This is a genomic window from Paenibacillus sp. NAIST15-1 (assembly GCF_001894745.1).
In the GTDB taxonomy this organism is placed as follows: domain Bacteria; phylum Bacillota; class Bacilli; order Paenibacillales; family Paenibacillaceae; genus Paenibacillus_B; species Paenibacillus_B suaedae.
Map to the genome: position 1 here is coordinate 168,933 of NZ_BBYF01000007.1, position 26,488 is coordinate 195,420.

Consider the following 26,488-nt stretch of genomic DNA (forward strand, 5'->3'; position numbering starts at 1 on the left):
TGAGGGGGATATACATAATGGCTTGTCAACAAGAAGATTTGACCGTTGATATAATAAATGTACCTACTTCTGTATTTGTTGATGTAGAAAGTGCGTTCGCCAGTGATCAACGCCGACTCATGGTTAGCGATAATCCTGAAATATTAAATGAGTCCTCATTCCCAGGAACAGCGTGTACCTTATGGCATGATATTGTGCGCACCGATGAGGAATCTGTCACGCATCGCCTATTCGGATGGCATCGCAATGAAACAGGACAGCCGCTGCAGCTGGGGGTGACTGTACAAAACCTGTCCACATCTACCCGGATAGCCATTCAGCATATCCGCAGGGATATTCATATTCAGCCGGTGTCAGATCAGATGATTAAAGTAGGACAATGTCTTGCAAAGTCTTGTTTAAGCGGAACGCTGGATCATTATACTTCCGTAGACCAACACGCAGATGTGACTAGCACAGCAATGATTGAGTCGGTAAGGCTGGATACCAACTATTTTGCAGGGTTTATCTATGAGTTCACGATAGAACGGGATTCAGGGGCAGGGGAGATGGAGTATGCGATCCGTACAGTCGCAAGTCGGGATGTCACTGCCGATATAAGACTCATTCATTCAGATCCGCTGACTCCGTACGGCACTCATCCTAGAGGAAGCTGGCCTTATGCCGAGGTTCATGCTAGGATGCCTGCCTATGTTATAGGGACAGAGCGTGTATACCGTGTGTGTGCCCGAAAGAAGATGAATGGAGAAATGGCTTCTGACTTTTTGTTTGCCGCAAGTGCAAGCGAATTACGGGAAGGTGCGGTTGATAATACCGGTCAATTCGGTGCTATTTACTTGTTGGATATTCCGCTGCATAATGATACGGAGGAAGAAGCAGTTGTTAGCATTTATGTAAATCCTCGAGGGGGAGCATTTGCAGGGGCTATATTCGTTGATGGAAAAGTAATCGGTGTACCGCTCATGATGGACAACACGAATGTATGCTTGATCGCGAAGGTTGTGGCTCCTGTTGGTGTTCGTACCTTTCAATGCAAATTGATGACGGCAGGGGAATCCAATTTACCGCTCGGCATTTATTTGAAGTAGTGGTTTAGAGTAGTGGTATGAAGCAGTCACGGAAATGAAGAACTGAAGATTGGAACTAAGGGATGTGGTCGTTTTCAATGCAAATGTATGTCGGGTTACTGCGTGGAGTTAACGTAGGTGGCAAAAACAAGATAAAAATGGCAGATTTGAAGCTTCTTCTTGAAAATATGGGACTTGCCCATGTACGAACGCTGCTGCAGAGCGGCAATGTTGTATTTGCTTCATCAGAAGCAAGGGAATGGCTAGAAGCACGAATTCAGGAGGAAATAGGGAATGTATTTGGCTTCAAGCCGAACGTCATGCTGCGGACGGCTCAGGAAATGAAAGCTATTGTAGCTGATTGTCCGTATGACGCTGCTGCGCTGAAGGAAGGAGAGGGGATTCAGATTACAATGTGCAAGGACGAGCCTTCGCCTGACACCGCCAGTATATTGTCTAAGGGTATGCAAGAAGTTGATGAATTCCAGATACAAGGTCGTGAGATATATTGTTTGTATCGCCAGAGGGTCTTAGATTCGAAGCTGGCAAATAATTTTCAGAAGCTAGGATCGAATGTAACGACACGGAATTGGAATACCATGACGAAACTTACGGCGCTTGCGGGTGAACTTGATGATTTCCTGAAGCGTGAGAATGGTAATGGAAATGATTAATCTATTGGTTCGTCCGATGGAGACTTACTCTATTGACAAAATGGGTGTTTTCACATCATAATATGTAATGTTTAAACATATAAACATACGAGGTGAGAATCATCACGACTGAGCACGGACAATATGATTGCAGCAGTAACAAAGAGCAGGTGCTGGAGAAGTTCCAGCAGGCGACCCCCATTTTTCAAGCGCTCGGAGACACGAATCGGCAGCAGATCATTATACTCCTGCTTGAACATAGCGCTCTGAATGTGAACCAAATTACCGAACATATGGAGATATCGAGACCGGCCGTCTCGCACCATCTGAAAATCTTAAGACAAGCCGGGCTCATCACGTTCGACAAGCAGGCGAATGAGAAGCTGTATTCCTTGCGTGCAGGGGGATTTATGACGACGATTAAAGAGTTGATGCTGTCCATTGAAGCGGGAGTGTAACCAATGAAGGCAGATTGGTTCGGATAGAAGATGCGTATCGTGTTACAGATACTCCATGAATTCAAGTCGATTTCCAAATGGATCGTTTACATAGAATCGAATTACACCTTCTTCTATCCGGGCAGAGTCGTCGGCCACTTCAATATGATGCTGCAGGAGATGGGACTGTAGGGATTCAAGATTGGTAACAACGAAGGCGGGATGAGCTTTTGTCGCAGGAACGAAGTCTTGCTGCACGCCGATATGGACTTGGTGACTTCCACATTGAAACCATACACCTCCACGCTGCTGAAGAGCTTCGGGCTTCGGAATCTCTGACCAGCCCAATAATTCGTGATAGAATTTCCGTGCTACGGATTCACATTCGACGGGGGCGGCTAACTGGATATGGTCAAGACCATGAAAGATGTGGGACATGAGTAACCTCCTTTGCTGTTCCATTCTGTGGAACTAAGTTTCAAATTCCTAATCCTATTATATAGGATCAATATGTAAAATCCAATGGGTAAAGTGTTTCTGTGCAAGAAGTGCTTATTTTTTTTGCTAAGTATGTTTAAATGTTTAAACATATTATATAATTAAAGGGTGAACGATTATCATGAGTAATCAAAAGTCTAACCGAAGCATTTATGTGCTTATGCTGCTCGTGCCGTTATTTTGGGGTGGATCATTTTCTACAGCAGCTCATGTCATTACCGAGATTCCTCCACTCGTAGCCGCAACGATTCGATTTGCATTGGCAGGGATGATCTTAGCGGTGCTGCTCACGATGCGATCAGAGTGGAATATCCGTGCATGGAGGGATAATTGGAAGGGGCTTCTCATTGTATCGCTTACGGGAATTTTCGGATACAATGCGTTGTTCTTTATGGCGCTGCATTATACGTCTGCAATTAACGGTTCACTCATCATTGCGACGATGCCGCTGTTCGTATCGCTTGGTGCGATGTTATTCTTCAAGGAACGATGGAGCGGAAAGTTTGGGATTAGCCTTGTGCTGTCCTTCATCGGTGTGGTTATCGTAATTACGAAGGGCTCATGGCACCGATTAGCTAGCTTGTCCTTCAACGAAGGAGATTTATTGTTTCTGGCAGCATTAATGTGCGGGGTCATATATAGTCTTGTTGGGAAAAAGGTAGTGCATGATGTCTCTCCCTTGTTCACGACTACAGTAATGACCTTGTTAGGTTCTCTGTTTCTGGGAGTCAGTTCGCTATTTGAAGGGGGTTGGGGTAAAGTTCCCGATATGTCTCTGCAAGGTTGGACGGAGATGGCGTATATGGTCGTATGCGGTACACTTATTGGTTATATTATTTTCAATCTTGGCGTGCAGCAAATCGGTGCGAGCAAGGCGAGCATATACTTGAACTTGACGCCAATCGTAACCTCACTATTGTCCGTATGGCTGTACGGCGACAGCATGACGTGGTCGATTACTGTGGGTCTTGTCTTCGTGCTGGCAGGTGTATGCTTGGCAACCATTCAGCCGAGACGAAGAGCTAGAACATCAATCATCGGTCAATCGGTGAAGTGATAGAAGATGATATGGTCGACCGACCGCCGTCATACAGCGAAACACAGCACGTTGGGAGTTGCCCGTGGACGAAAAGATAGATATTGAATAGTTACGCTGCGGTCAGAAGGTTGCGATCAGTCAGGTTGGATAGATCAATATGACTATTTGGCGAATCATCTCTCTTGGATAGCGAAGGTAGGGAAGAAACTCTCCTAGTTGGATCAGGGAGAGTTTCTTTGATGATCATTTTGAATTATCTATCTTACCGGATCTAAAGAAATTTAGACGTGCGGGCCGGTGAACGGGAAGCACAATGCGGCCATATAGGCGAGCGTGATTAGTCCAGCCATAAGCAGAGTGAACCATACATCGCGCCAATGGCAGCGTGTTATATAATAGTAGGTACGTGATTGGCCCATCTGGAACCGCTTCGCCTCCATTGCGACAGCGACTCGCTGCGCGCGGCGAATGCTCTGTGCGAGCAGTGGCAGAGCATACATTCGCAGACGCTCGTAAATCCCTTTGAATCCTTTGCTGTATTGAACGCCGCGGATTTGCAGGGCATGCGTGCGAACTCGGTAATCTTCCCAGATCGCAGGTAGCAGCCGCAAGGAGGCGATGAAGCTATAAGCATATTGCGGCGGAAGCCGGAATTGCTGCATCAGCGCATAGAACAGCAATATTGGCTTCGTCGTGAAGGCGAATGTGATGCCAAGCATGCCGAAGCAGAGTGTCTTCACTCCGATGACAAGTCCGCGGTAGAAGCTCTCCTCTGTGATGCGGATTATTCCCCACGACCACCATTCATGCTCCCCCTTGCCGAATAAGATCATCGTGGATGCCGTCGAGACGAACAGGAAAAGGAACGGTGTTGTCACGAACAGCAGCTTCTTCGTAGAGTGGCCGCTGCATACAAACAACAACAGTGTGTATAAGATTAGCTGATAGCACGCAAAATCAAGCTCTCGGGTAAGCAGCGCAACGATGAGCAGGGCGAGAAAGACGAGCAGCTTGAGCGCAGGGTTAACCTGATGGAGCCACGTCTCGGATTTGGGAGCGAGCAGTTTCATTTCATCTGCACCTCCCGCATTATCTGTCCACGTGGGGAAACTTCTTGTTCCATCAGTTGGCCTTTCTCAACATGCCATATCCGATCTGCAAAACGATCCACGATATTCATGTCATGTGTCACCATGACTATGGCGGTTCCTTCTGTCCGAAGCCGGTTCAATTTTTCCAATATAGCAAATGTATTTTTAGCGTCTTGCCCGAAGGTTGGCTCATCCAGGAGCAGGATCGGACGCTTACGTATCATCGCTGTGGCGACACTTAATCTGCGTTTCTGACCAAGTGACAAATGATACGGATGCCGATTCTGTCCGATATTCAGATCGAATGATTCCAAGACTTGTTCCACTCTATGTGCAATGTCCGATTCATTCCAGTTGTTTTGCCTAGGTTCATAAGCAAGCTCATCATAGATCGAATCCGTTAGAAACTGCATCTCAGGATTCTGAAATACGAAGGCGAGTTCGGCTGGAGGCTGCTTTCCCGTATTTCCGAATCGCGGGAACCATCGCTTGCGAGCCGGTGCTGGCAGCTCTTGACCCTCAATAAGATAAATGCCGCTAGTACGCAGAATTTGCATAAGAGACAACAATAGTGTGCTCTTGCCAGCCCCGTTCTCTCCAATAATCGTTATCCATTCACCCGGATAAATATCAACGCTCGGGACGGATATGCGACGAATCTCTTCATAGTATCCGCTAAAATCACGCAAAGAGAGCAGTGGCTGCAGGGCTTGCAGACGCGCGTAGATGTGCCCACCGTCCTGCTTGCAATGAGGCTGTTGAAATCCGTTCGCCGTTCGTTGCTGCGATATGGCTTGGTAGGCTTCTGAATGAATGTAGTCCTGCCATACACCTGGATACCATATGCCATACTCAATGAGCTTATCTTTATGGTGTAGAAATACGATCTGCGGTTCACCGTCCGCAATGATTCGTCCAGTGCTGTCGAATAATACCACACGATTGATAATGTCGATAACATGCTCGATTTTGTGCTCCACGATTAGAATGGTGGAGGAATCGGCAGCTTGTTTTACGGTGTCCCAGACTTGTTTCGTTCCTTCAGGATCAAGAAGCGCTGTAGGCTCATCGAGGAACAGCACCTCCGGTTCTAGCAGCAGGACGGACGCAAGTGCGAGCCGCTGCTTCATCCCTTGGGATAGCGTTTGGATTTCTGTATGCAGATTGTTGAACTGCAATCCCACTCGTTCAAGTATGCCTATCATGTATGCTGGCATTTGATCACGTGGGATTGAGAGATTTTCCAGTACAAAGGCGAGCTCTTCATCTACATATGGCATGCAGAACTGGCTGTCCGGATCTTGGAATACGTAGCCCCAGCTTGAAGGAAGCTTAATCTGATCGTATTTCATCGGCACTTCGATAGAGTGGGGCATAATTCCGCTTAATACTTGCAGCAATGTTGATTTGCCGCAACCGCTTGGCCCGAGGAGCAGTACCTTCTCACCGGTAGAAATGTGGAAGGAGAGGTCCTTGAACAGCAAGGAATCCTCTCCTGGAAATGTTAGGCGCAAGCGGTCAACAAATGCAGACGAATTCGCATGAGATTCCTGTTGCATGTGTAACCACCTTATTCCGAATTTATGGCGTACGCACAAATTCTATCTATTCATATTATGCGTGCTATTGATTAAGTACCGCGTAATCCTCTTTGGACACAGGACGTATGGATTTGGTTACCCCTGTCGCTTCCAATGCACGAACGAGCAAGCCGGCAAATACGCCAGCGAAGATGAACGCACTAATGACACGAAGTCCATACTTCAAGACGAGCACCCATGTCTCGTAATCTGCATATCCATAACCGAGATCGATGATGAATGAGCCGACTGCGGACAGAATGCCAGCGATACCTGCGATGACGATGCTGTGCTTGCGGTATCCAGTCAAGGCGAATGCCGATTCTGCCGCCAGACCTTGTACACAGCCATACACAATCGTCTCTAGTCCCCAAGCAGAGCCAAGAATAGCCGATAAATTAGCGGCAGCAAGACTTGCCAGGAAGCAGACGCCGGGCTTGCGAATGACCAGGTACGCGAATGGGCCAGCCATAAACCACATGCCATATGTTAATTGTCCTGCTTGTGGGAACAGCGGCTTCGCGAGACTGTAGACGCTCTCCCACATTTTGAAGATCACACCAAATACGACCCCGATCATCACGGTAATGAGAATATCCGTAAACTTTAATTTGTTGCTTCTCTGTTGTTCTGGCAACATAACCCTCTCCTTTGTTGTATAGCTTGCATACAAAAAACCGTCTGGCAACCAGACGGTAGAAGAGTCCTAGATCACAGCAGAGCATGATCACATGACAAATACAGATTCTCTACGCTGGCATTATCCAGATCAGATTAACGGTCAGTAGCGGTATACTTATCTACAATCTCAGCCTGATTCCTCAAGCCCCCGAATTTGTATGACTATGCAATTGCTCATATCATACAATATTCATGATAGGTTGACAACGAAATATTTACAAAAAAAACATAAAAAATACGAAAGAGATAGAAGTCAATGGTTGTAATCGTTCGCTAGACAACATAGAAGAGAGGAATAAGGAGATAAGGAGCGTGTTTAGGAGATTTGAAGAGAGAATAGAACAAAATGAGGATCAGGAATAAGTCCTGATCCTCATGAATTGTTAATCGTGTAAAGCTGTAGAATGTCGTCTCAATGACAAGCTGTATACGATCCCTCCGCAAGCAAGGACTGCTATGAGCAGCATAATCAGGCCACTGTATAAGGGAAATGAAGCTTCATTGGCAACGGCAACGGTAGGTGTCAGTGAAGTCAACAGCCACCCGTGTGTAAGCAGACCGCCGACTACAGCGATGCCGATGCCTTCAGCCATAAAGCATGCAAAGCTGAGCATGCTCATTCCTTCTCCTGCTTGGTCAGGTGCAAGTGATTCTGCAACGGAAGCAGAGATAACCGTCTTAATGAATGACAACCCTCCGAACACGAGCACGAGTGCGAACGTCATCAGCCATGGAGAATCATTCCCCCACGCAAGGAGCGTGACGAAACTGATTGTGACCAGACCTAATCCAGCGACAAATACAAATGAAGTTCCTCTCTTATCAACGAGAGTTCCACCGAGTATGCCGAACAGAATGACGCTGAGTGTCCCTGGGAAAATGATCGCGCTGCCGATTACAGCGGTCGAGAGTTGATGTACATCCCGCATGAAGTAAGGAACCATGGAAATAAATCCAGCTATCGTTCCTAGTAAAATAGAACCAGCAAGCGTGCCGAGTACATAAGGGCGATTAGCGAACAGGGATGGAGCAATAAACGGTTCGCGAATACGGCGGATATGCAAGGCAAACCCAAGGACGAGAATCATACTACAGACCAGATAGAACCAGACATATGTCGTAGTAAACAAGGTAAATAGAATAATGCCTGCTGACAAGAGGGCAATGCCGATGATATCTGTTCTCCCATTGCGAGAAGGCTCCTGCGGCAGTGCGGTCAAGAAGAAGGGGAGACTGACTATTGTCATTACCGGAATGATAAATAGGTAGGACCAATGCACATAATCTGCCAGTACACCGCCTACAGCTGGGCCAATCCCTTCACCAAGCGCTACCATAGAACCAATCATGCCAAACGCCTTGCCTCGATGCTGTTCTCCAACGTAGCGAGTGACCATAACCATGATGAGTCCGGGCACAGCCGAAGCCCCGGCACCTTGTATCAATCTGGCTGCCAATACAGCTGACAGGTAGTCATGGGCGAAGAAACCGAGCAACGAGCCACTACCATAGATGAGCACACCGATGAGCAGCGGCTTCTTAATGCCGTATTGGGATGACAGGGTGCCATAAATGATGGAGCCGAGCGCGAAGGTAATCATGAAGCATGTGTTGATCCAATTCGCAACGGACGGAGTGATACTGAAATCGTGTGCGATGTCGGGCAATGATACGTTGAACACAGTCTCATTCAACACACTGAAAAAAGCTAAAAAGCTTAACCATGCGATCGATTTCTTCACATTGGGAAAGGCATACACGGGTTGTTCTTGTTCTGCCGCCTCGATGCGGTTGTCATTGTTCATTTGTTCCACGAATAGGAATCCCCTTTCTCTTGCTAAAGGGGAATTGCGCAGTTTACAGGGGTGTTATGCGTTATCCCCGATCAATACCTGCCCCAGTTGATGTTACGCACTTCATCTTAACGCCTCCTCATTATTGTTGCTTCCAGTATAGCAGTGGGGTTTTCCTTATTCAATTAAAAATGCAATAATATAGAATGCACTCAACGCAAGACAGACAAGGGTAAGGAGATACAAAGTAGATGAATGTACTTATTGCAGACGATGAGCCGCATATGTTGAAAATTTTAGCGGCTTATTTTGATAAAGAGGGCTTTCGAACTTTTACGGCGGAGAACGGGCATCAAGCGCTTGAGATCTATTACAACCAACCGCTGGACTTGGCAGTGCTCGATTGGATGATGCCGCAGATGAGCGGGATTGAGTTGTGTCGAGAAATCAAATCGAATTCGAAGTTAAAGGTGCTCATGCTAACGGCCAAGGGAGAGCATGAAGATGAGCTGACAGCTCTTGATTCTGGAGCGGATGAGTATATGCGGAAGCCGTTCGATCCTCGGGTTTTGCTGGTGAGGGCGAAGAAGCTGCTGAACATGCAGGCACAATATCTATTCGGGGATATCCAGGTAGATATGGAAGGACAGAAGATTAGCAAGCGTGGAATTGATCTGCGAGTTACGAAGAAGGAATTTCAATTGATGAAGTTTTTTATTCTGAATAAGGGGCAGGTCTTAACGCGCAAAGCGCTGCTTGATCATGTATGGGGCTATGATTACTTCGGCGAGGAACGTACGGTAGATACGCATATACGCCGCTTGCGGGAGAAGATCGGCGAGGAGTGGATACGGACGCACCGTGGTATGGGCTACAGCTTCGAGCATCCGAATAGCCATGAATAAGCTTAGTCGCAAGCTGTTTGTGCAAATTGCACTTATTCTTGTCGTAGTGTTCGGACTCTCGTATTGTGTGAATACGTTCTTTATGCCGAATTATTTTGTCCATCAGAAGCGTGCTGCGTTGACGGAAGCGGTGGAGAGGTTGCTCAGCATAGAGTCGAAGCAGCTCCTTGAAGAAGTTCAGCGGGTGGCGGATGATTACCACTTCACAATCGTTCATACCCCCTACGACCATGACATTGACCGCTTGAATTGGACATTGCGTGAACAATTTACGCGGGAGCGGATTGCGATGAGCAAATTCTGGCTTACGGAAGAGAGCCTTGCAGAGCTAATGCGCGGTGGGATAGTTACGAAGTCGTATCAGCAGGAGAAGTTGAAGTCGAGCGTTCTCGTTACGTTTGTCATGAAAGAAGGAATGATTCTCGCTGTAGGCGAATCGGTGGCCAATTCAGGCGAGACGATACGTATCGTCAATCAGTTCAATTCGATTATTGCGGTAGGTGCGCTCACTCTAGCCCTCCTGCTCACTGCTTGGTTCTCCAAGCGAACGGTGAAGCCAATTGAGCAGCTTAAGAATACGGCGGAGGATATCGCCGAACGACGATACCGGACAGTGGACATCCGAACAGGAGATGAGATTGAGGAGCTTGCACACAGCATTAATACGATGAGTGATAAGCTGAAGCAAGCGCATCTGGAGCTGGAGGAGAAGAACCGGAACTTGCGTGTCCTTATTCGTGACATCTCACATGAACTGAAGACACCGCTTGCCGTGATCAAGGCATATTCCGCAGGGGTGAAGGATGGTCTGGATGACGGTACCTACATGGATGTCATACAGTCGCAAACGGATGATATGTCCGAGCTCGTTACGAAGCTGTTGGAATGGTCTCGCTTGCAGACGGAAGAGCTGAACATTGAAAATGTTCATGTCGTTAATCTTCTTGAACAAGTCATTGCGAAATATGAGCTACCTCTGCAGCAGCATTCGATTGAGTTGACCTTAAATGATCAGAATGCGGAAAGCTTTTGCGTCCAGGCTGATAGGGTCAAGCTTGAAATGGTGCTGAACAATCTCGTATCGAACGCAATGAAATATACGACGAATCGGAAAATTCAGATTGATCTTACGAACAAGGATGATGCGTTAGTGCTGTTCATTCGGAATGGATGTACATTCTCCATGACTGAAGAGCAGCTGAAGCAATTGTGGGAGCCGTTCTTCGTTGCTGAGAGCTCGCGGAACAAGCAGCTTAGTGGTACAGGGCTTGGTCTGGCTATTGTGAAGGGGATCCTGCAGAAGCACAAGGCGGCTTATGGCGTGCGACTGCACAATGGAGATATCGAATTTCATATTGCGCTTCCTCTATGCAAGCAGGGGGAGCAGATGTAAAACTGCCTTTCAAGTAGTGTTTTCAATATACTGCTGAAAGGCAGTTTTTTTTGTATGTAAGCAATAAATTTCATGCTCTCGTTATTAGATGATCATGTTCACGCAGACTGGTTTTCTTGATGGCTATTTTCATTTTGTCATATTGGCGTAACATTGATCTCCTATGATTGGGTTGAGGTGAGATCATGAAGGACAAGAAGTGGAGCAAGCATGCGATTCGTGTGTCTCTGATTGTGTTGCTTCTGCTTGCAGGAACATTATTTTATGGCATAAAGCTGGAACCGAACAGCTTAAGTGTGACGAGGCAGATGATACTAAATCGGTATATCCCTCCAAGTTTTCATGGGATGAAGATTGTACATTTTTCCGATGTTCATTTGGGGGATCATTTCAATGATGTTCAGCTGCTTGAACTTGTTGATCGGATTAATCAAGAACATCCAGATATTATTGTGTTTACGGGAGATATGGTTGACAATTTCAATGCGTATGGAAATCGGAGAGACTGTTCCCAGCGAATACTAGGACAGCTGCAAGCAACATTAGGCAAGTATGCCGTATTCGGCAATCATGATCGCGGTGGAGGAGGCAGCCGGATTTATCAGCCTTATATGGAGGAAGCAGGCTTCACTGTACTCGTGAACGATACCAAGCAAATTCATCTCCCGAATCATGATGAATATATCACCATTAGTGGGCTTGATGATTTCTTGTTAGGTACGCCCAATATACATGGAACGCTAAAAGACTTAGAACCTGACAACTTCAATTTACTCGTCGTGCATGAGCCGGATGTTGCCGATCAAGTTATCGATTATCCGATCGACTTGCAATTATCAGGCCACAGTCACGGGGGTCAAGTTCAATTGCCGTGGTACGGCACGATATACACGCCGCCATTAGCGAAGAAGTATGTTGAGGGGATGTATAAAATCGAGGGAACAACTACCCTGAACAAGCCAATGAAACTCTATGTCAATCGAGGCATCGGGACGACAGAACTGCCTGTCCGTTTCCTAAGCAAGCCTGAAATTACGGTTCATACATTGATGCGTTCGTGAGAACTCTCACAGCAATGCTTGGAGAACAGATAGGGCACTAGTTTATCCATTTGCATCCCGATGAAGGGACACGAGCGTATGGAAATTGGCAAACACGTGCAATTGGCTGCTAGATTCGTTACACTTACATTTGCAAGTATGTAGAATGCGAATCAGATATGGGTAATCTACGATAGATATAAGGGGAGAACGGAACGATGCAGCCTATTCGCGTGCTTGTCGCCGACGACGAGCGAGAGATTCGAGATTTATTGAAGAAGTACTTAGAGCGGGAATTATACACGGTAGATACAGCAGCTCACGGTGAAGAAGCGCTGCGATTGTTCGAGCAGCATAAGTATAATCTTATCATTCTCGACTTAATGATGCCTTACATAGATGGAGTAGAGGTGTGCCGTCGTATTCGGGAGAGAAGCAATGTGCCCATTTTGATGCTGACGGCGAAGGACGAAGAGATGGACAAGATTGTAGGTCTGGGTATCGGTGCTGATGATTATATGACGAAGCCCTTCAGCATACATGAACTGGTTGCAAGGAGCAAGGCATTGCTGAGAAGATTCATGATCCTAGGCAGCGAAGCCGGTAGCCTTGCAGAAGAAGGTTCAGCAACCATGCGATTTAAGGGATTAATAATTAATGTTAAAAAATATGTAGTTACCCGCAATGGGCAAGAAGTAAATCTGACCGCCAAGGAATTTGAGTTGTTGAGATTGTTCGCTTCTCATCCTGAGCAGGTATTTACGAAGACGCAGATTTTTAGACAGGTGTGGGGATCAGAATACATTGAGGACGATAATACAGTTATGGTTCATATTCGTAAGCTTCGGCTGAAAATTGAAACAGACCCATCTGAACCGAAGCTGATTCAGACGGTGTGGGGCATTGGCTATAAGTTTACAGGTGAACGCGATGAGGCATGACAAAAACAGTCTAATGCTGGTTATTTTATTAATGGGATTAACTATATGGTTCGTCATCGATAGTATGACAATACAGCCTCTAGGTATATACAGGTGGGGGCTGTTTGCTGTGTTGTTTACCGTTGCTGCGCTGCTGCTCTACAGACGTGTTCGGTTTATAGCGGAGGTTAGGAGCCATGCTGCCGCCGTGAAGCGTGCTGTTCGCGGCAATGTCAATACGAGACTGCTGGCGAATGAATCTGAGGCGTATGATGAGATGCTCTTTTCGATTAATGAATTAATTGAGCAGATGGAGAAGCTTCAAGTGAATGCAATTCGATCCGATGCTGCCCGCAAGAGGCTTCTCGCTAATATCTCGCATGATATACGAACACCGCTTACTTCGATTATCGGTTATGTCGATGCATTGCAGGATGAACATATCTCTTCAGAGCAAGAGAGGGATGAGTGTGTTGCGATTATTTCAGCGAAGGCGCAAGCGCTTAAGGAATTGATCGACCATATCTTCCAGATGGCGAAGCTGGATGCGGATGAAGTCGAGATGAGATGGGAGTCATTAGATGCTGCGGAGCTGCTGAGGGAAGCGTTGATTTCATTTCTGCCAGAGTTGAAAAAGAACGGTATGGATCTAGCGGTTCAGATTCCTGAGGAGTCCTGTATGGTTGCAATGGATCGCTATGGGTACATCCGAATTTTGAACAACCTGATCAAGAATGCGATACAGTATGGCAAGGATGGTCAGGTATTAGGGGTGGAACTAGAGCGGAATGGGGCGAACATTGCCATTACGATATGGGATAAAGGGCCGGGAATTCCAGTGGACGAGTTAACGAAGGTATTCGAGCGAACCTACCGCTCCGAACGATCACGGAGTCTGCTTCATGGCGGTAGCGGGCTAGGATTAGCAATTACGAAGGCGTTTGTCGATAAGCTTGGCGGGCACATCTCCGTGTTAAGCGAGCCGCATGTCCGAACTGCCTTTATCGTCAATATTCCCATTCGAAAGACATTGCCACCAGTTAAGAGATAGTTAAGAACTCATTAAGCAGCATTTAAAATCAACCCCTTACGATAATAGTAGACTTACTCAGGAGGTGCTGCATGAGCACGATCATACGTACGACCCGGCTCACGAAGCAGTATGGGGAACAGATTGCTGTTCATGATCTGAACATGAATGTGAAGCAAGGCGAGATATACGGCTTTCTTGGTCGCAATGGCGCTGGCAAAACAACGACTATCCGCATGCTGCTTGGATTAATCAAGCCTACAGAAGGGGAAATTGAACTATTCGGGCAGCAATTGAACGCTAAGCCTAGAGAAATCCTGTCCCGAATCGGTTCGATGGTGGAGCATCCCGGATTCTATGAGAATTTAACGGCATATGAGAATTTGCTCATTAATGCGAAGCTGATGGGCGTATACAAACGAAATGCGTTGGAGGAAGCACTAGAAACGGTGGGGCTGCAGGAAGAGACGAAGAAGCTGGTAGGTCAATATTCGATGGGGATGAAGCAGCGTCTCGGGATTGCCAGAGCGATCCTGCATCATCCAGAGCTGCTTATTCTTGATGAACCAACGAATGGCCTTGATCCGATTGGCATTAAGGAGATGCGCAAGCTCATTAAATCATTAGCGGTAGAACGCAACATCACTGTGCTTATATCCAGTCATATTTTATCCGAGGTTGAGCAGCTTGCCGACCAGCTTGGAATTATCCATGAGGGGAAGCTGCTTGAGGAAATTTCAATTGGAGAGCTGCATAAACGAAATCGCAGATATATCGAGTTCCGTGTGTCCAATGACAATAAGGCAGCGATGCTGCTCGAGTCGCGAGCGGGCGTCCATGATTATGAAATCCATGGTGACGGATTGATACGTGTATATTCACGGATTGGAGAACAGAACAAGCTGAATAAGATGTTTGTTCAGAACGATATTGATGTGTTCAAAATGACACTCCACGAGGACACGCTTGAAGATTATTTCGTAAAGCGGATTGGTGGTGGTACGATTGGTTAATTTGCTCTATACCGAGTTATTGAAGCTGAAACGATCGAAGATGTTTCTCGTGAGTATAATTGGGGCGTCTGCCGCACCAATTATGATGTTCATCGCATACTTGAGCCAGATGAAGCGTGAGCCAGAGAAAGTAATCCCTTTCGAAATTTCATTTTATAACACGAATCTGAATGTGATGCTGCTGCTTGGAGTACTGTTGTATGGTGTTATTACTGCATATTTATTCAATCGAGAATTTGTGGAGGATACACTCAAGAACCTGCTTACAATCCCGGTATCAAGAGTTGCTCTAATCGCGAGCAAAATGCTTATGCTGCTCATATGGATACTTCTATTGACGATGGTGGCATGGGTGCTTACATTGGGATTCGGATTTTTTATCAAATCAGACGGGGTAAGTGCCACGGTACTGGTGTCTTCATTGGGTGACTATGTACTAGGTGCTGTCCTTATGTTCCTGTTGTCCACACCGACGATTTGGGTAACCTTCTTATTCAAAAATTATGTGCCGACCATCATGTTCACAGCGGTGATCACGTTAGGGAATGTTACCGTGATCAGTTCCGATTACAAGGCGATTTTCCCTTGGTCAGCTGCACATGTAATTGTGACACAAAGTTATGTAGCGGATTATCCGCCTCTATACTCGTTTATTGCGGTCGGTATCACTTCGCTATTCGGCTTAGTAGCAAGCGTTCTGTATTTCAACAGAATGGATATTAAATGAAGTGAAATATATAGGAAGTTAATTGAAGCAGATCGACCTCCGGGTCGGTCTATTTTACGTTCTCTACCAAACAACATGGCGGACGCGTAGAGAATGAGGATCAAAGCAATCAGGAATACAGCTACAACCTTTAGCAAGTGTTTTATGATGATGATCTCCCTTCAAGAGGCAATATGAATGAGATGGGGAATAGGTAGGCATTGCAAAAATAAAATTTCTTATTTCCGTAGCGGATCATTCTTTTGCATGGTTATGCACATTGCTGCTTGAAGAGACAAAAAGGAGTGAGGTTCGGCATGGAACTGACTCTGTTTTTCTGTGATTATGTTGAACATCACTGTCACAATGGCTCGAAACCGCGCGGTTGCCCGGGAAATGAGAGTACAAGCACGGGAAATGAGTATGGATTGCTGGGGAATTTCCATCGAGTAAGGAAACTTCCTTATCGGGTTGGTTTCTCCATCTGGATACTGGCGATGACCAGAATGGGATCGTAGTGCTTCTGTGGAATGTAAGGTAAGAAAAAACAAAAAATCATTGATCTGAATATTGATCCATATCTAATATATGAGGTGAAACAATCAATAGAAAGCCACATGGGAGGGAGCATGAATGGATCTGAGCTACTCGATTTATGGAACAGGCGAGCCGATTGTGCTGATTCACAGCGGAGGCGTCGATTCAAGGGCATGGGGGGAGCTAGTACCACTTCTCGCAACAACTCACCAGGTCGTTACCTTTGATGCTCGTGGTACGGGGCGATCGCCCGTACCGCAAGTACCGTTCAACCTTGTCGAGGATTTACGTCAACTGCTGGACGACCTGAAGCTGGAACAGGTGACCCTAGTTGGGCATTCTATAGGCGGAGAATTGGCTACTAACTTTACATTAACCTTCCCGGATAGAGTCGCTCGACTGATCGCTGTTGCTCCATCCTTGACAGGTTTCATCTTCTCAGAGACGTATCGGGGCTGGATTCAGCAATTGAATTCACTCGCTCCGGATGTGGGCAAGATGATACAGTTTTCATTGGAGGGGCCAATTTATCGAACGGTCATGGCTAGCGGTCAGCGTGATATCTTTATTGATATGCACACCCAATACTTTACGCGTGTCTTCACAGAGTGGCGCAGCTTTGAGGTGATATGGCCTCAGCCACCTGCGATCGAACAGTTGGAGGAAATCGCGGTTCCTACCTTGTTTATGTACGGGACAGTGGAGTGGGACGATATGCGCATGATCGCGGAGGAGTTCAAGCGGATACCACGTATTGCTTTCGTCGAAATAGAAGGTGCAGACCACATGCTCCCATTGACGCATCCTCAAGAAATGGCCTCGCACATTCTATCTTTTTTGGCAGCAGGGGATGAATCGTAGGGTACAAACTCCGTGACATTTCACGAATCAGCGGCAGTCAGACACGACTCTGGTGTCTTGTACTGCCGCTATATCTGTATCTATATCTGTATCTGGTCGATATCTTAACGTTCCAGTGTAACTCATAATCATACTATGCAAGTTAACCAATGATCATTAAATCGTGATCGTGCGATGTGGTTTGCTATAATGCGATGTTCCGCCACCACCGACGATCACTCTTCCGCCTCTCGGAAACACCAATCGCTTGTTTATCCCGCCTGACAGTATTACCTCAACTTTAGCCCGGTTTGCAGTTGCAATGTAAATAACATACCCACTTCTTGAAATTTCCGTTCTCCAATTCCGATCAAACTCAGATCGCAGTACCCGGTTTGAATACACCTGATTTACCACATCAGATGATCTCGATGTTCGTAGCGCTTTAGATTTGCTCATCGGATGTTTCCCTCCGTCTATTCAAAATGAATTGACATGAATCACTTCTAGTAATCACTTCTAGTAATCACTTCCAATTATTATATGCTTGTTCATATCCGATGTTTGGATTGTGTATGTGGTAATCAAAAAATGTGCTGATTTGACTCCAATGTCATGGTTAAATAAAAAAAGTTGAGATTGGAGAGATCGCCATCCCGTCGCTGAAAAGGGGAATATTCGAATTTTTTTATCATGTATTTCTCTACAATTCCAAAATAAATGATCTCCAATATTCGTCTGAGGTGTGGTACGATAGTAATGTTTTGTGCCAATAGTCGACATGAAATTTGATAGAGAAAGCGTCATAAAATGGACCTTGCCATTTCTCTTAAAATTGTATATGATTCTATAGCGAACTATATATAGTTGGTTTAATGCGATACATACACTATATATTGTGACAGCAATTGGAATCGAGCGGCGCCACGCGCCAGATTCTAAGACATGCCTATTCAGAGATTGAGAGATTAAAGCGACAGCATAAACGCAATTAGGGTACGCAACGTGTCGATCGCTTTGATCCTTGTTTTTGAATGAGCATTTTTTGTTCGTTCCATTTGCAAACTAGTCGAACAACGGAGGGGTCACGTGCTTATCGCTTACGATTCGAAGACGGGTAACGTGAAACGATTCGTCGATAAATTGGATTTGGAGTGTGTTCGTGTCACGCCTGACACCAAGCTTAATGAACCCTTTATCCTGATTACGTACACGACCGGGTTCGGACAAGTTCCACAGTCCACGCAAGAGTTTCTGGAAGAACACAGTCATTTGCTCCAAGGTGTCGCGGCCAGCGGCAACATGAACTGGGGCACTCGGTATGGGCTTGCAGCTGACCATATTTCCAGAGAATACTCCGTCCCCGTACTGATGAAGTTTGAACTCAGCGGGACAAAACGAGATGTAGACAACTTTATTCGGGAGGTCCATGACTTTGATACCAAAATGGATACAGCTTAACAATGAAATCATGGTTCAGAAGGACGGTAAATTTCAATTTGGCAAGGATCACGACGCAGCAAAGAGCTACTTCGTTGATTATGTCAATCAAAATACAGTGTTTTTCCATAACCTTGAAGAGAAGATTCATTATTTGATCGAAAATGATTACTATGAGAAAGAGATTTTCGACCAATATGAATTTAAAGATATTAAGAAATTGTACGAGTTCCTGTACTCGAAGAAATTCCGCTTCCCATCCTTCATGAGCGCGTTCAAGTTTTATAATAACTACGCGATGAAGACGAATGATGATACGAAGTTCTTGGAACGTTATGAAGACAGACTGGCGGTTGTATCCTTGTTCTTAGCGAGCGGAGATATGAACAAAGCATTCGAATATGCAGATCTGTTGATTGCACAAGAGTATCAGCCAGCAACGCCAACCTTCCTGAATGCAGGGAAGAAGCGCAGAGGAGAGCTCGTCAGCTGCTTCCTGCTCGAAGTGAACGATTCCATGAACTCGATCGGATTTGCGATCAACTCCGCACTTCAGTTAAGTAAAATTGGCGGCGGTGTGAGTTTGAACTTGAGCAAGATTCGCGGTGCAGGCGAGCAGATCAAAGGGCTAGACGGTAAAGCAAGCGGCGTACTCCCCGTTATGAAATTGTTTGAGGATGCTTTCTCCTACGCAAACCAATTGGGACAGCGTGACGGAAGCGGCGTTGTATACTTGAACGTATTCCATGCTGACATCCATGAATTCCTGGATACGAAGAAAATCAACAGTGATGAGAAAATCCGCATTAAGACTTTGTCGCTCGGCGTCGTTGCTCCGAACAAGTTCTTCGAGCTTGTTGAGCAGGATAAAGACATGTACTTGTTCTATCCGCACACGGTATTCCAAGCATATGGCAAGCATTTGGATGATATGGATCTCTCCGAAATGTATGATGAGCTCGTAGACAATCCGAAAGTCCGCAAAAAGAAAATTGTCGCTCGCGACCTAGTTTTGAAAATTGCACAGATTCAGATGGAATCTGGTTACCCATATATCATGTTCGTAGATAACACGAATGAATATCATGCCCTGAAAGAAATCGGTAAGGTTAAATTCTCCAACCTGTGCAGTGAGATCGCACAGCTTAGTGAAGTGTCCACAATTAACGATTACGGCATTGAGGATGAGATTAACCGCGATATTTCCTGTAACTTGGGTTCACTTAACATTGTTAACGTCATGAAGAATAAGCGGATGCGTGATACGGTTCATCGTTCTATGGACGCACTGACAGAAGTATCTGACCGCAGCAATATCAGTATCGTTCCATCCGTAGCGAAGGCGAACCGTGAGCTTCATTCGGTAGGCCTTGGTGCAATGAACTTGCACGGTTACTTGGCGAAGAACAAGATTGCATATGAGTCCATGGAAGCAAGAGACTTCGTGCGTGCGTTCTTCATGATGCTGAACTTCTATTCCTTGGAACGTTCCATGCTGATTGCGAAAGAGCGCGGCGTGACGTTCACGGACTTTGACAAGAGTGAATATGCGAGCGGCGCATATTTCGATAGATACTTGAACACGGACTTCACTCCGAAGACAGATCGCGTGAAGGAATTGTTCGAAGGTCACACGATGCCTACATTGGAAGACTGGGCTCGCTTGAAAGAGCAAGTGATGGAGCATGGCTTGTACCATGCATACCGTCTGGCGATCGCACCTACAGGCTCTATCTCGTACTTGCAGTCGTCTACAGCTTCGATCGCGCCAATTACTCAGCGCATCGAGGAGCGTGAGTACGGAGATTCCAAGACGATCTATCCAATGCCTTACATTAACGATGAGAACTACTTCTATTACAAAGAAGCATATGACATGGATATGTTCAACCTGATTGACTTGGTTGCGGATGTTCAAGTTCATATTGACCAAGCGATCTCAACGGTACTGTTTGTTAAGGATGATCTGACGACTCGTGATCTTGCAAAATATTATATTTACGCACAGAAGAAGGGGCTTAAGACGCTCTACTATACACGTACGAAGAAGAAAACAATCGATGAATGTGTAAGCTGCGTTGTCTAATTGAGCGCAACCTGCATTAAATGAGAGTTCAAAAAGGATGGTTTTCAGCACCGAGCACTGTGTATATTACTTCGTGATCTAAAGCGGTCTTTTTGAATTACCTCTAGAAGGAGATTCGTAGATGAGAAACTTTGAAGCTGTTAACTGGAACAGACCTGAATCGGATTATATGGAAATGCTGTGGACGCAAAATACGTCCCAATTCTGGCTTGATACGGAGATTCCAATCTCGAAAGACTTGAAGTCTTGGACGAAAATGTCCGATGATGAGAAACTTGCCTATATGCATGTGCTTGGCGGCTTGACCTTGCTGGATACAGAACAAGGGAACGTGGGAATGCCGGTTATTGCGCAGCATGTAGAAGGGAAGCAGAAGAAGGCAATTCTGATCTTCCAAGCGGCAATGGAAGAAATTCATGCGAAGAGCTACAGCACCATCTTTACGACGGTTGCTAGCACAGCAATGATTGATGAGACATTCGATTGGGTAAAAGACAATAAGCACTTGCAGAAGAAGACAGCAATCATTGACGGCCTATATAAGGGTATTCAAGACAACGATCCAATCAGCTTGTACAAAGCGATGGTAGCATCGGTATTCTTGGAGAGCTTCCTGTTCTATTCCGGCTTCTTCTATCCACTGTATTTGGCTGGACAAGGCAAGATGGTAGCAAGCGGTGAGATCATTAAGCTGATCATCCGCGACGAGAGCGTCCATGGCGTGTTCGTAGGCTTGCTTGCACAGGAAATTTACAATAAGCAAAGTGCGGACGTGCAGCGTGAGTTGTCCCAATTCGTGAACAAGCTGATGCTTGAATTGTACGAGAACGAGCTTGAATACACTGAGCAGCTATATGATGCAATTGGACTTACACATGAAGTGAAGAAGTACATTCGTTACAACGGCAACAAAGCGCTCATGAACTTGGGCTTTGAGCAATACTTCCCAGAAGAAGATGTTAACCCCGTTGTCTTGAACGGTATCCGTACCGAAACAAGTACACATGACTTCTTCTCCACGAAGGGAAGCGGGTATCAAAAGGGCAAGGTAGAGCCTTTGCAAGACAAAGACTTTACAATGCTGAACGATCGTGTCAAACAATCCGATATCTTTGCATAAGATGATAAGGATTGCTAGGAATGATGCAAGAACAACTGAGTGGGAACGCTCAGTTGTTTTTGTATTGTCGTGTCATAAGAGCGGAATACTTAATGTACCGGCTGCATGTATATCCATACTAGGGGAACACCCGTATATTCATGAATCAATTTTCACTGCTTTAGTTTGATGAGATAATTCGGACAGATGATTTTCATACATAAAGGACGGGCTTTCATGAAAAAAAGAATTACGGATATTGCTATCATTATCGCAGGCGCTTTCATTTTTGCATTAGCAGTTAACTTGTTTGTCATCCCCAATGATTTCGGTGAGGGCGGGGTAACAGGGGTTACCATTATTCTCTACTATCTGTTCGAATGGTCACCAGGGTTGATGAACTTGATCTTAAATGCGGTATTGCTTGTCGTTGGCTACAAATTCTTGGATAAGAAAACGACGATCTATACCATCATTGCAGTTGTGTTCAACTCATTATTCCTGCATTTGACGGAGAGCTGGCGGATTGCATCCAATGAGCTCATGATCAATGCGATTTTTGGCGGTATTTTCGCAGGTGTCGGGATCGGTCTTATCATCCGAGTCGGGGGCACAACAGCAGGCTCGACGATTTTGGCTCGCATTATGAACAAGTATTTGGATTGGAATGTAAGTTACGCATTATTGTTCTTCGACCTCATTGTGGCATTCGCGTCGTTCTTCATCATTGGACCGCAAGGCTTGATGCTAACTATTGCGATGCTGTATGTAGGGACGAAGGTGATGGATTTCATTATCGAAGGATTGAATCCGAAGAAGGCGGTTACGATTATTTCCGTGGAGCATGATCGGATCGCGGAGCAAGTGAATGTCGTCATGGATCGTGGAGTGACGGTACTGGAAGGACATGGTTATTATACAAAGGATCGGAAGCAAGTACTGTACATTGTTATTAGTAAGCAGGAAGTATCAACCTTGAAGAAAATCGTCCGAGCAACAGATAAGGATGCATTTATTACGATTCATGATGTTAGGGATGTGTTCGGAGAAGGCTTTATTGATATTACGAAATAACCAGGCTTCAACAACCAAATATGGCGTGTCTGCCACTTGGATTCCGCGCCACATCTAACTGTGAAAAAGTTAGGTGTGGCGCGGAATGTTTTCGCTAACACTTTTCTGCCAAAATGTGCGATAATACGAATTGTACAACTAGAATATGGGAGGGCACAACAATGGTACAACCGTGGTTTGAGAAAGCGAAGCTTGGGATTTTCATTCATTATGGCATTTATGCGGTCGATGGGATTTCAGAATCCTGGTCTTTCTATAATGGAAGAGTGTCGTATGAAGACTACATGAAGCAGCTCGATGGATTTACGGCAAGCAAGTTCGATGCAGACAAGTGGGCAGACCTCTTCGAGAAGTCTGGCGCGAAATATGCAGTTCTGACAACGAAGCATCATGATGGCGTTGCATTGTGGGATACGAAGTACAGTGACTTGAACGTTGTGAAGAAGACGCCTGCCAAGCGTGATCTTATCAAAGAGTATGCCAAGGCGCTTACAGATCGCGGTATTAAGCTTGGTATGTACTATTCCTTGATAGACTGGTCACATCCAGATTATGCAAGTGTGTACGAAGGCGGGAAGGTGCCTGAGGATTTGAGCAAGGTGAACCGCTTCTGCAGTCCGACGGATGGTGTACAGGATGAAGAGGCATGGCAGCGCTTCCTCGAATTCAATAACAATCAATTGCGTGAATTGCTTACTGACTACGGCAAGGTGGATCTGCTGTGGTTCGACGGGGACTGGGAGCGCAGCGCAGAACAGTGGAATTTGCCAGCGTTCAAGGATTACCTGCTGTCGTTCAACCCTGAGCTTATCATTAACTCCAGGCTTCAAGGGCATGGGGACTACAAGACTCCGGAACAGGGCTTGCCAATTACAAGACCAGTAGGGCCATGGGAGTTCTGCACAACCATTAATAGCTCTTGGGGCTACCAACACGATGATGATTATTATAAAACATTGAATCAAATTATCCGAATGTTCTGTGACTGCATTACGATGGGCGGGAATATGCTGTTGGATGTAGGGCCAATGGAGGACGGGACAATTCCGCAGCGTCAGGAAGAGACACTCATTGGTCTGGGCAACTGGATTCGGACGCATGAAGAGGCTATTTATGAGACGGATGAAGGCATTCATACTCGTTATTACTTGGGCGGCAGTACCGTGTCCAAGGATCGTCAGACGTTATATTTGTTCGTATATGATGATCCGAAAGAAAGCGTTTGCTTAAAAGGTCTCTCGAATAAAATTAAAAAGATTACGGTGCTTCATTCTGGCAAGGAATTAACTTATGAAATTCAAGGTGGCGTGCCGTGGTTCAATATTCCGGGTACAACATGGATACATATGACGCCGGAAGATGCGCATGAGAATGTAACGGTATTGAAGATTGAACTGGAAGGCGAACTGGATATGTACGGCGGTTCCGGTGCCGTGGTTACACACAACTAGGGAGTTGCAATCATAGAGAACACAACGTAGAGAGGAAGACGACAGCATGAGCAGCAACAAGCTGATTTTAGCGGGTTATGCAGGTGATCCTGTACTACCGAATGTTACAGCAGAAGATGCGAAGAAACTAACTCATTTGAACGTGGCATTTGGTCATGTGAAGAACGACCGCATTACGATTGATCATTTGCAGAATTTGTCTCAATTGCAAGTATTGAAGTCTTACAACCCTGAGCTGCTCATTCTACTGTCGGTGGGCGGATGGAGTGCAGGCGGGTTCTCTGAGGCTGCGTCGACAGCAGAAGGAAGACGGCTGTTCGCAGAGTCTGCAGTGCGAGTCTTAGAGACAGCACCATTCGATGGCATCGACCTTGACTGGGAGTACCCGTGCTATTCGGAAGCAGGAATAGCGTCCAGCCCGAATGATAAGCAGAACTTCACCTTGCTTCTCAAGGAACTGCGCGAGGTGCTTGACGCCCAGGGGCACGCAGACGGAAGACACTATCTGCTGACGATTGCAGCAGGGGCAGACCAATACTATATCGATGGTACGGAAATGGATGTGATCCATTCGTATTTGGACTTCATTCAGCTCATGACATACGATATGCGCGGCGGCTTCCAAACCTTGACGGGGCATCACACGAACTTGTACACATCGACTGGCGACTTGTTCCGCATTAGCATAGATGCATCTGTACGGTTATTCGCTGCTGCAGGAGTGCCTAGAGAGAAGATTGTCATCGGTGCTGCCTTCTATTCAAGAATGTGGAAGGATGTGCCGAATACGAATAATGGCTACTTGCAAATGGCGCCTGGATCGGGAGGGTATGGACCTGATTATACGAAGCTGGTTGCGGAATATATCGATAAGAATGGATTCGTTCGTCATTGGGATGAGGAAGCGAAATCTCCATACTTGTACGACGGACATAGCTTTATTACGTATGACGATCCAGAATCCTTAACGCACAAGTGCAAGTATGTGAGGGAGCAGGGAATTGCTGGCGTTATGTTCTGGGAATATAGCTGCGACCATACGCATACGTTGCTGGATGCTATGTACCGTGCCTACACAAGCTAATTAGAGATGTTAAATAGAGAATCCCCTGCATACGTCAGCGAGGCTGCTGAGACATGCAGGGGATTTGTGATTAGTGGATATCGTTCTTCTGGAAGTTGCCGCCGAGTACATCCGATACACTTTCGATCGCGATGAACGCCTTGCTGTCAATCTCTTGGACAACAGACTTCAGCTTCGCTAGCTCCAGACGGGTAACGACACAATAGATAATTTGGGTATCTTCCTTGCTGTAACCGCCTCTGCCGTAGATGAAGGTCGTGCTTCGACCCAAGCGGCTCTGAATTGCTTCTGAGACTTCCTCATATTCCTGCGATATGATGGTTACCGACTTCGACTCATTCAAGCCCTCAACGACGATATCCATCACCTTCGAAGCAATATAGAAAGTAAAGATGGAGTACATGGCTGAATCCCAGCCGAATGCGAATCCAGCTATGATAAAGATGAATACGTTGATAATGAGAATAATTTGACCAACTGGCACCCGAGTCTTCTTGGACACGAGAATGGCTACGATTTCAGTACCATCTAGTGATCCGCCAAAGCGAAGAACGAGACCAACACCGAGACCGAGAATAAAGCCACCGAACAGAACTGCCAATATTTTCTCATTTGTAAATGCTTCTGCTGAATGCAGCATAAATGTCGTTCCGGACATGACTATGATTCCGTATAAGGTGGAAAATGCAAATGTTTTTCCGATTTGTTTGTATCCGATAATTAGAAACGGAAGGTTAATAAGGAAGATGAACAGACCTAGCGGCAGGCCCGTTAGCTTGGATACCACGATCGAAATACCGGTTATCCCACCATCAATCACACTGTTAGGTACGAGGAATAATTCCAACGCTACCCCCATTAGAATTGCACCAGACGTGATGAAGATGAATCTCTTCAAGATGTCTAGAACGGACATTTTCTTATGAACTCTAGCCATGCAACAAATCCTCTCTGTCTATAGGTTAGTACTAACTTTACGTATGTATATCATATCATTTTCATGAAACATGAACAATAAAGCGACCAAGGTC

General features: G+C 45.9%; 25 protein-coding genes and 1 riboswitch. Of the genes, 18 read left to right on the forward strand and 7 right to left on the reverse strand.

Annotation, left to right across the window (positions count from 1 at the left end):
• The first annotated feature begins 17 nt into the window (after positions 1-17).
• The 3 genes from PBN151_RS17010 (at position 18) to PBN151_RS17020 (ending at position 2,178) form a co-directional block, all read left to right on the forward strand.
• A complete protein-coding gene (locus tag PBN151_RS17010; RefSeq protein WP_072729943.1) occupies positions 18-1,088 on the forward strand; it encodes a hypothetical protein in 1,071 nt (356 codons plus the stop codon).
• 62 nt (positions 1,089-1,150) lie between these two features.
• Positions 1,151-1,741, forward strand: coding sequence for a DUF1697 domain-containing protein (locus PBN151_RS17015; protein WP_227774783.1), 591 nt, complete (start codon positions 1,151-1,153; stop codon positions 1,739-1,741).
• Between the two features lie 92 nt (positions 1,742-1,833).
• Positions 1,834-2,178: an ArsR/SmtB family transcription factor gene (locus PBN151_RS17020; RefSeq protein ID WP_065291150.1), complete on the forward strand. Its 345-nt coding sequence runs from the start codon at positions 1,834-1,836 to the stop codon at positions 2,176-2,178.
• A 42-nt stretch (positions 2,179-2,220) separates the two neighbouring features.
• Here PBN151_RS17020 and PBN151_RS17025 read toward each other — a convergent pair whose 3' ends face one another.
• A complete protein-coding gene (locus PBN151_RS17025; protein ID WP_072729945.1) occupies positions 2,221-2,595 on the reverse strand; it encodes a VOC family protein in 375 nt (124 codons plus the stop codon).
• A 181-nt stretch (positions 2,596-2,776) separates the two neighbouring features.
• On the opposite strand from PBN151_RS17025, the gene PBN151_RS17030 reads away from it, so the two are divergent.
• Complete coding sequence (locus PBN151_RS17030) at positions 2,777-3,712, forward strand: DMT family transporter (RefSeq protein ID WP_072729946.1); 936 nt, start codon at positions 2,777-2,779, stop codon at positions 3,710-3,712.
• 263 nt (positions 3,713-3,975) lie between these two features.
• Here the strand turns inward: PBN151_RS17030 and PBN151_RS17035 are convergent, their stop codons facing one another.
• The 4 genes from PBN151_RS17035 to PBN151_RS17050 all read right to left on the reverse strand — a co-directional run bounded on the left by PBN151_RS17035 (position 3,976) and on the right by PBN151_RS17050 (position 8,851).
• Complete coding sequence (locus PBN151_RS17035) at positions 3,976-4,764, reverse strand: energy-coupling factor transporter transmembrane component T family protein (RefSeq protein ID WP_072729947.1); 789 nt, start codon at positions 4,762-4,764, stop codon at positions 3,976-3,978.
• The gene (locus PBN151_RS17040) at positions 4,761-6,344 is read right to left on the reverse strand and encodes an ABC transporter ATP-binding protein (RefSeq protein WP_072729948.1); all 1,584 of its coding nucleotides are present in this window, start codon (positions 6,342-6,344) and stop codon (positions 4,761-4,763) included. The genes PBN151_RS17035 and PBN151_RS17040 overlap by 4 nt, the downstream gene beginning before the upstream one ends.
• A gap of 64 nt (positions 6,345-6,408) precedes the next feature.
• A complete protein-coding gene (locus tag PBN151_RS17045; RefSeq protein WP_072729949.1) occupies positions 6,409-7,005 on the reverse strand; it encodes an ECF transporter S component in 597 nt (198 codons plus the stop codon).
• A gap of 89 nt (positions 7,006-7,094) precedes the next feature.
• Positions 7,095-7,208, reverse strand: a riboswitch (TPP riboswitch).
• 221 nt (positions 7,209-7,429) lie between these two features.
• On the reverse strand, positions 7,430-8,851 hold the full coding sequence (locus tag PBN151_RS17050) for an MFS transporter (RefSeq protein WP_083545196.1): 1,422 nt from the start codon (positions 8,849-8,851) through the stop codon (positions 7,430-7,432).
• Between the two features lie 239 nt (positions 8,852-9,090).
• Between PBN151_RS17050 and PBN151_RS17055 the strand changes: the two genes are divergently transcribed.
• The 8 genes from PBN151_RS17055 to PBN151_RS17095 all read left to right on the forward strand — a co-directional run bounded on the left by PBN151_RS17055 (position 9,091) and on the right by PBN151_RS17095 (position 17,244).
• Positions 9,091-9,744 carry a response regulator transcription factor gene (locus PBN151_RS17055; protein WP_072729950.1) on the forward strand — a complete coding sequence of 218 codons (654 nt, stop codon included), beginning with the start codon at positions 9,091-9,093 and terminating at the stop codon, positions 9,742-9,744.
• On the forward strand, positions 9,737-11,137 hold the full coding sequence (locus tag PBN151_RS17060) for a sensor histidine kinase (RefSeq protein ID WP_072730021.1): 1,401 nt from the start codon (positions 9,737-9,739) through the stop codon (positions 11,135-11,137). Before PBN151_RS17055 ends, PBN151_RS17060 begins: the two co-directional genes overlap by 8 nt.
• A 185-nt stretch (positions 11,138-11,322) precedes the next feature.
• Complete coding sequence (locus PBN151_RS17065) at positions 11,323-12,198, forward strand: metallophosphoesterase (RefSeq protein WP_072729951.1); 876 nt, start codon at positions 11,323-11,325, stop codon at positions 12,196-12,198.
• Between the two features lie 197 nt (positions 12,199-12,395).
• Positions 12,396-13,118 (forward strand): response regulator transcription factor, encoded by a 723-nt coding sequence (locus PBN151_RS17070; RefSeq protein ID WP_072729952.1) that lies wholly within the window; start codon positions 12,396-12,398, stop codon positions 13,116-13,118.
• Positions 13,081-14,148: a sensor histidine kinase gene (locus PBN151_RS17075; protein ID WP_370510429.1), complete on the forward strand. Its 1,068-nt coding sequence runs from the start codon at positions 13,081-13,083 to the stop codon at positions 14,146-14,148. The genes PBN151_RS17070 and PBN151_RS17075 overlap by 38 nt, the downstream gene beginning before the upstream one ends.
• Before the next feature lie 71 nt (positions 14,149-14,219).
• Positions 14,220-15,140: an ABC transporter ATP-binding protein gene (locus tag PBN151_RS17080; RefSeq protein ID WP_072729954.1), complete on the forward strand. Its 921-nt coding sequence runs from the start codon at positions 14,220-14,222 to the stop codon at positions 15,138-15,140.
• Positions 15,133-15,867, forward strand: a complete 735-nt coding sequence (locus tag PBN151_RS17085) for an ABC transporter permease (RefSeq protein ID WP_072729955.1) — start codon at positions 15,133-15,135, stop codon at positions 15,865-15,867. The genes PBN151_RS17080 and PBN151_RS17085 overlap by 8 nt, the downstream gene beginning before the upstream one ends.
• A 612-nt stretch (positions 15,868-16,479) precedes the next feature.
• Complete coding sequence (locus PBN151_RS17095; protein ID WP_072729957.1) at positions 16,480-17,244, forward strand: alpha/beta fold hydrolase; 765 nt, start codon at positions 16,480-16,482, stop codon at positions 17,242-17,244.
• 156 nt (positions 17,245-17,400) lie between these two features.
• Here the strand turns inward: PBN151_RS17095 and PBN151_RS17100 are convergent, their stop codons facing one another.
• A complete protein-coding gene (locus PBN151_RS17100) occupies positions 17,401-17,682 on the reverse strand; it encodes a hypothetical protein (protein WP_021253640.1) in 282 nt (93 codons plus the stop codon).
• A gap of 630 nt (positions 17,683-18,312) precedes the next feature.
• On the opposite strand from PBN151_RS17100, the gene nrdI reads away from it, so the two are divergent.
• The 6 genes from nrdI (at position 18,313) to PBN151_RS17130 (ending at position 25,457) form a co-directional block, all read left to right on the forward strand.
• Positions 18,313-18,684 carry a class Ib ribonucleoside-diphosphate reductase assembly flavoprotein NrdI gene (nrdI, locus tag PBN151_RS17105; protein WP_021253639.1) on the forward strand — a complete coding sequence of 124 codons (372 nt, stop codon included), beginning with the start codon at positions 18,313-18,315 and terminating at the stop codon, positions 18,682-18,684.
• A complete protein-coding gene (gene nrdE / locus PBN151_RS17110; RefSeq protein ID WP_072729958.1) occupies positions 18,653-20,749 on the forward strand; it encodes a class 1b ribonucleoside-diphosphate reductase subunit alpha in 2,097 nt (698 codons plus the stop codon). Before nrdI ends, nrdE begins: the two co-directional genes overlap by 32 nt.
• A gap of 121 nt (positions 20,750-20,870) precedes the next feature.
• On the forward strand, positions 20,871-21,869 hold the full coding sequence (gene nrdF, locus PBN151_RS17115; protein WP_021260297.1) for a class 1b ribonucleoside-diphosphate reductase subunit beta: 999 nt from the start codon (positions 20,871-20,873) through the stop codon (positions 21,867-21,869).
• 216 nt (positions 21,870-22,085) lie between these two features.
• The gene (locus PBN151_RS17120; protein ID WP_065291164.1) at positions 22,086-22,922 is read left to right on the forward strand and encodes a YitT family protein; all 837 of its coding nucleotides are present in this window, start codon (positions 22,086-22,088) and stop codon (positions 22,920-22,922) included.
• A 161-nt stretch (positions 22,923-23,083) separates the two neighbouring features.
• Positions 23,084-24,373 carry an alpha-L-fucosidase gene (locus tag PBN151_RS17125; RefSeq protein WP_072729959.1) on the forward strand — a complete coding sequence of 430 codons (1,290 nt, stop codon included), beginning with the start codon at positions 23,084-23,086 and terminating at the stop codon, positions 24,371-24,373.
• Positions 24,374-24,419: 46 nt separating this feature from the next.
• Complete coding sequence (locus tag PBN151_RS17130; protein WP_072729960.1) at positions 24,420-25,457, forward strand: glycoside hydrolase family 18 protein; 1,038 nt, start codon at positions 24,420-24,422, stop codon at positions 25,455-25,457.
• A 70-nt stretch (positions 25,458-25,527) separates the two neighbouring features.
• On the opposite strand, the gene PBN151_RS17135 is transcribed toward PBN151_RS17130, so the two are convergent.
• Positions 25,528-26,394: a YitT family protein gene (locus tag PBN151_RS17135; protein WP_072729961.1), complete on the reverse strand. Its 867-nt coding sequence runs from the start codon at positions 26,392-26,394 to the stop codon at positions 25,528-25,530.
• Positions 26,395-26,488 lie beyond the last annotated feature (94 nt).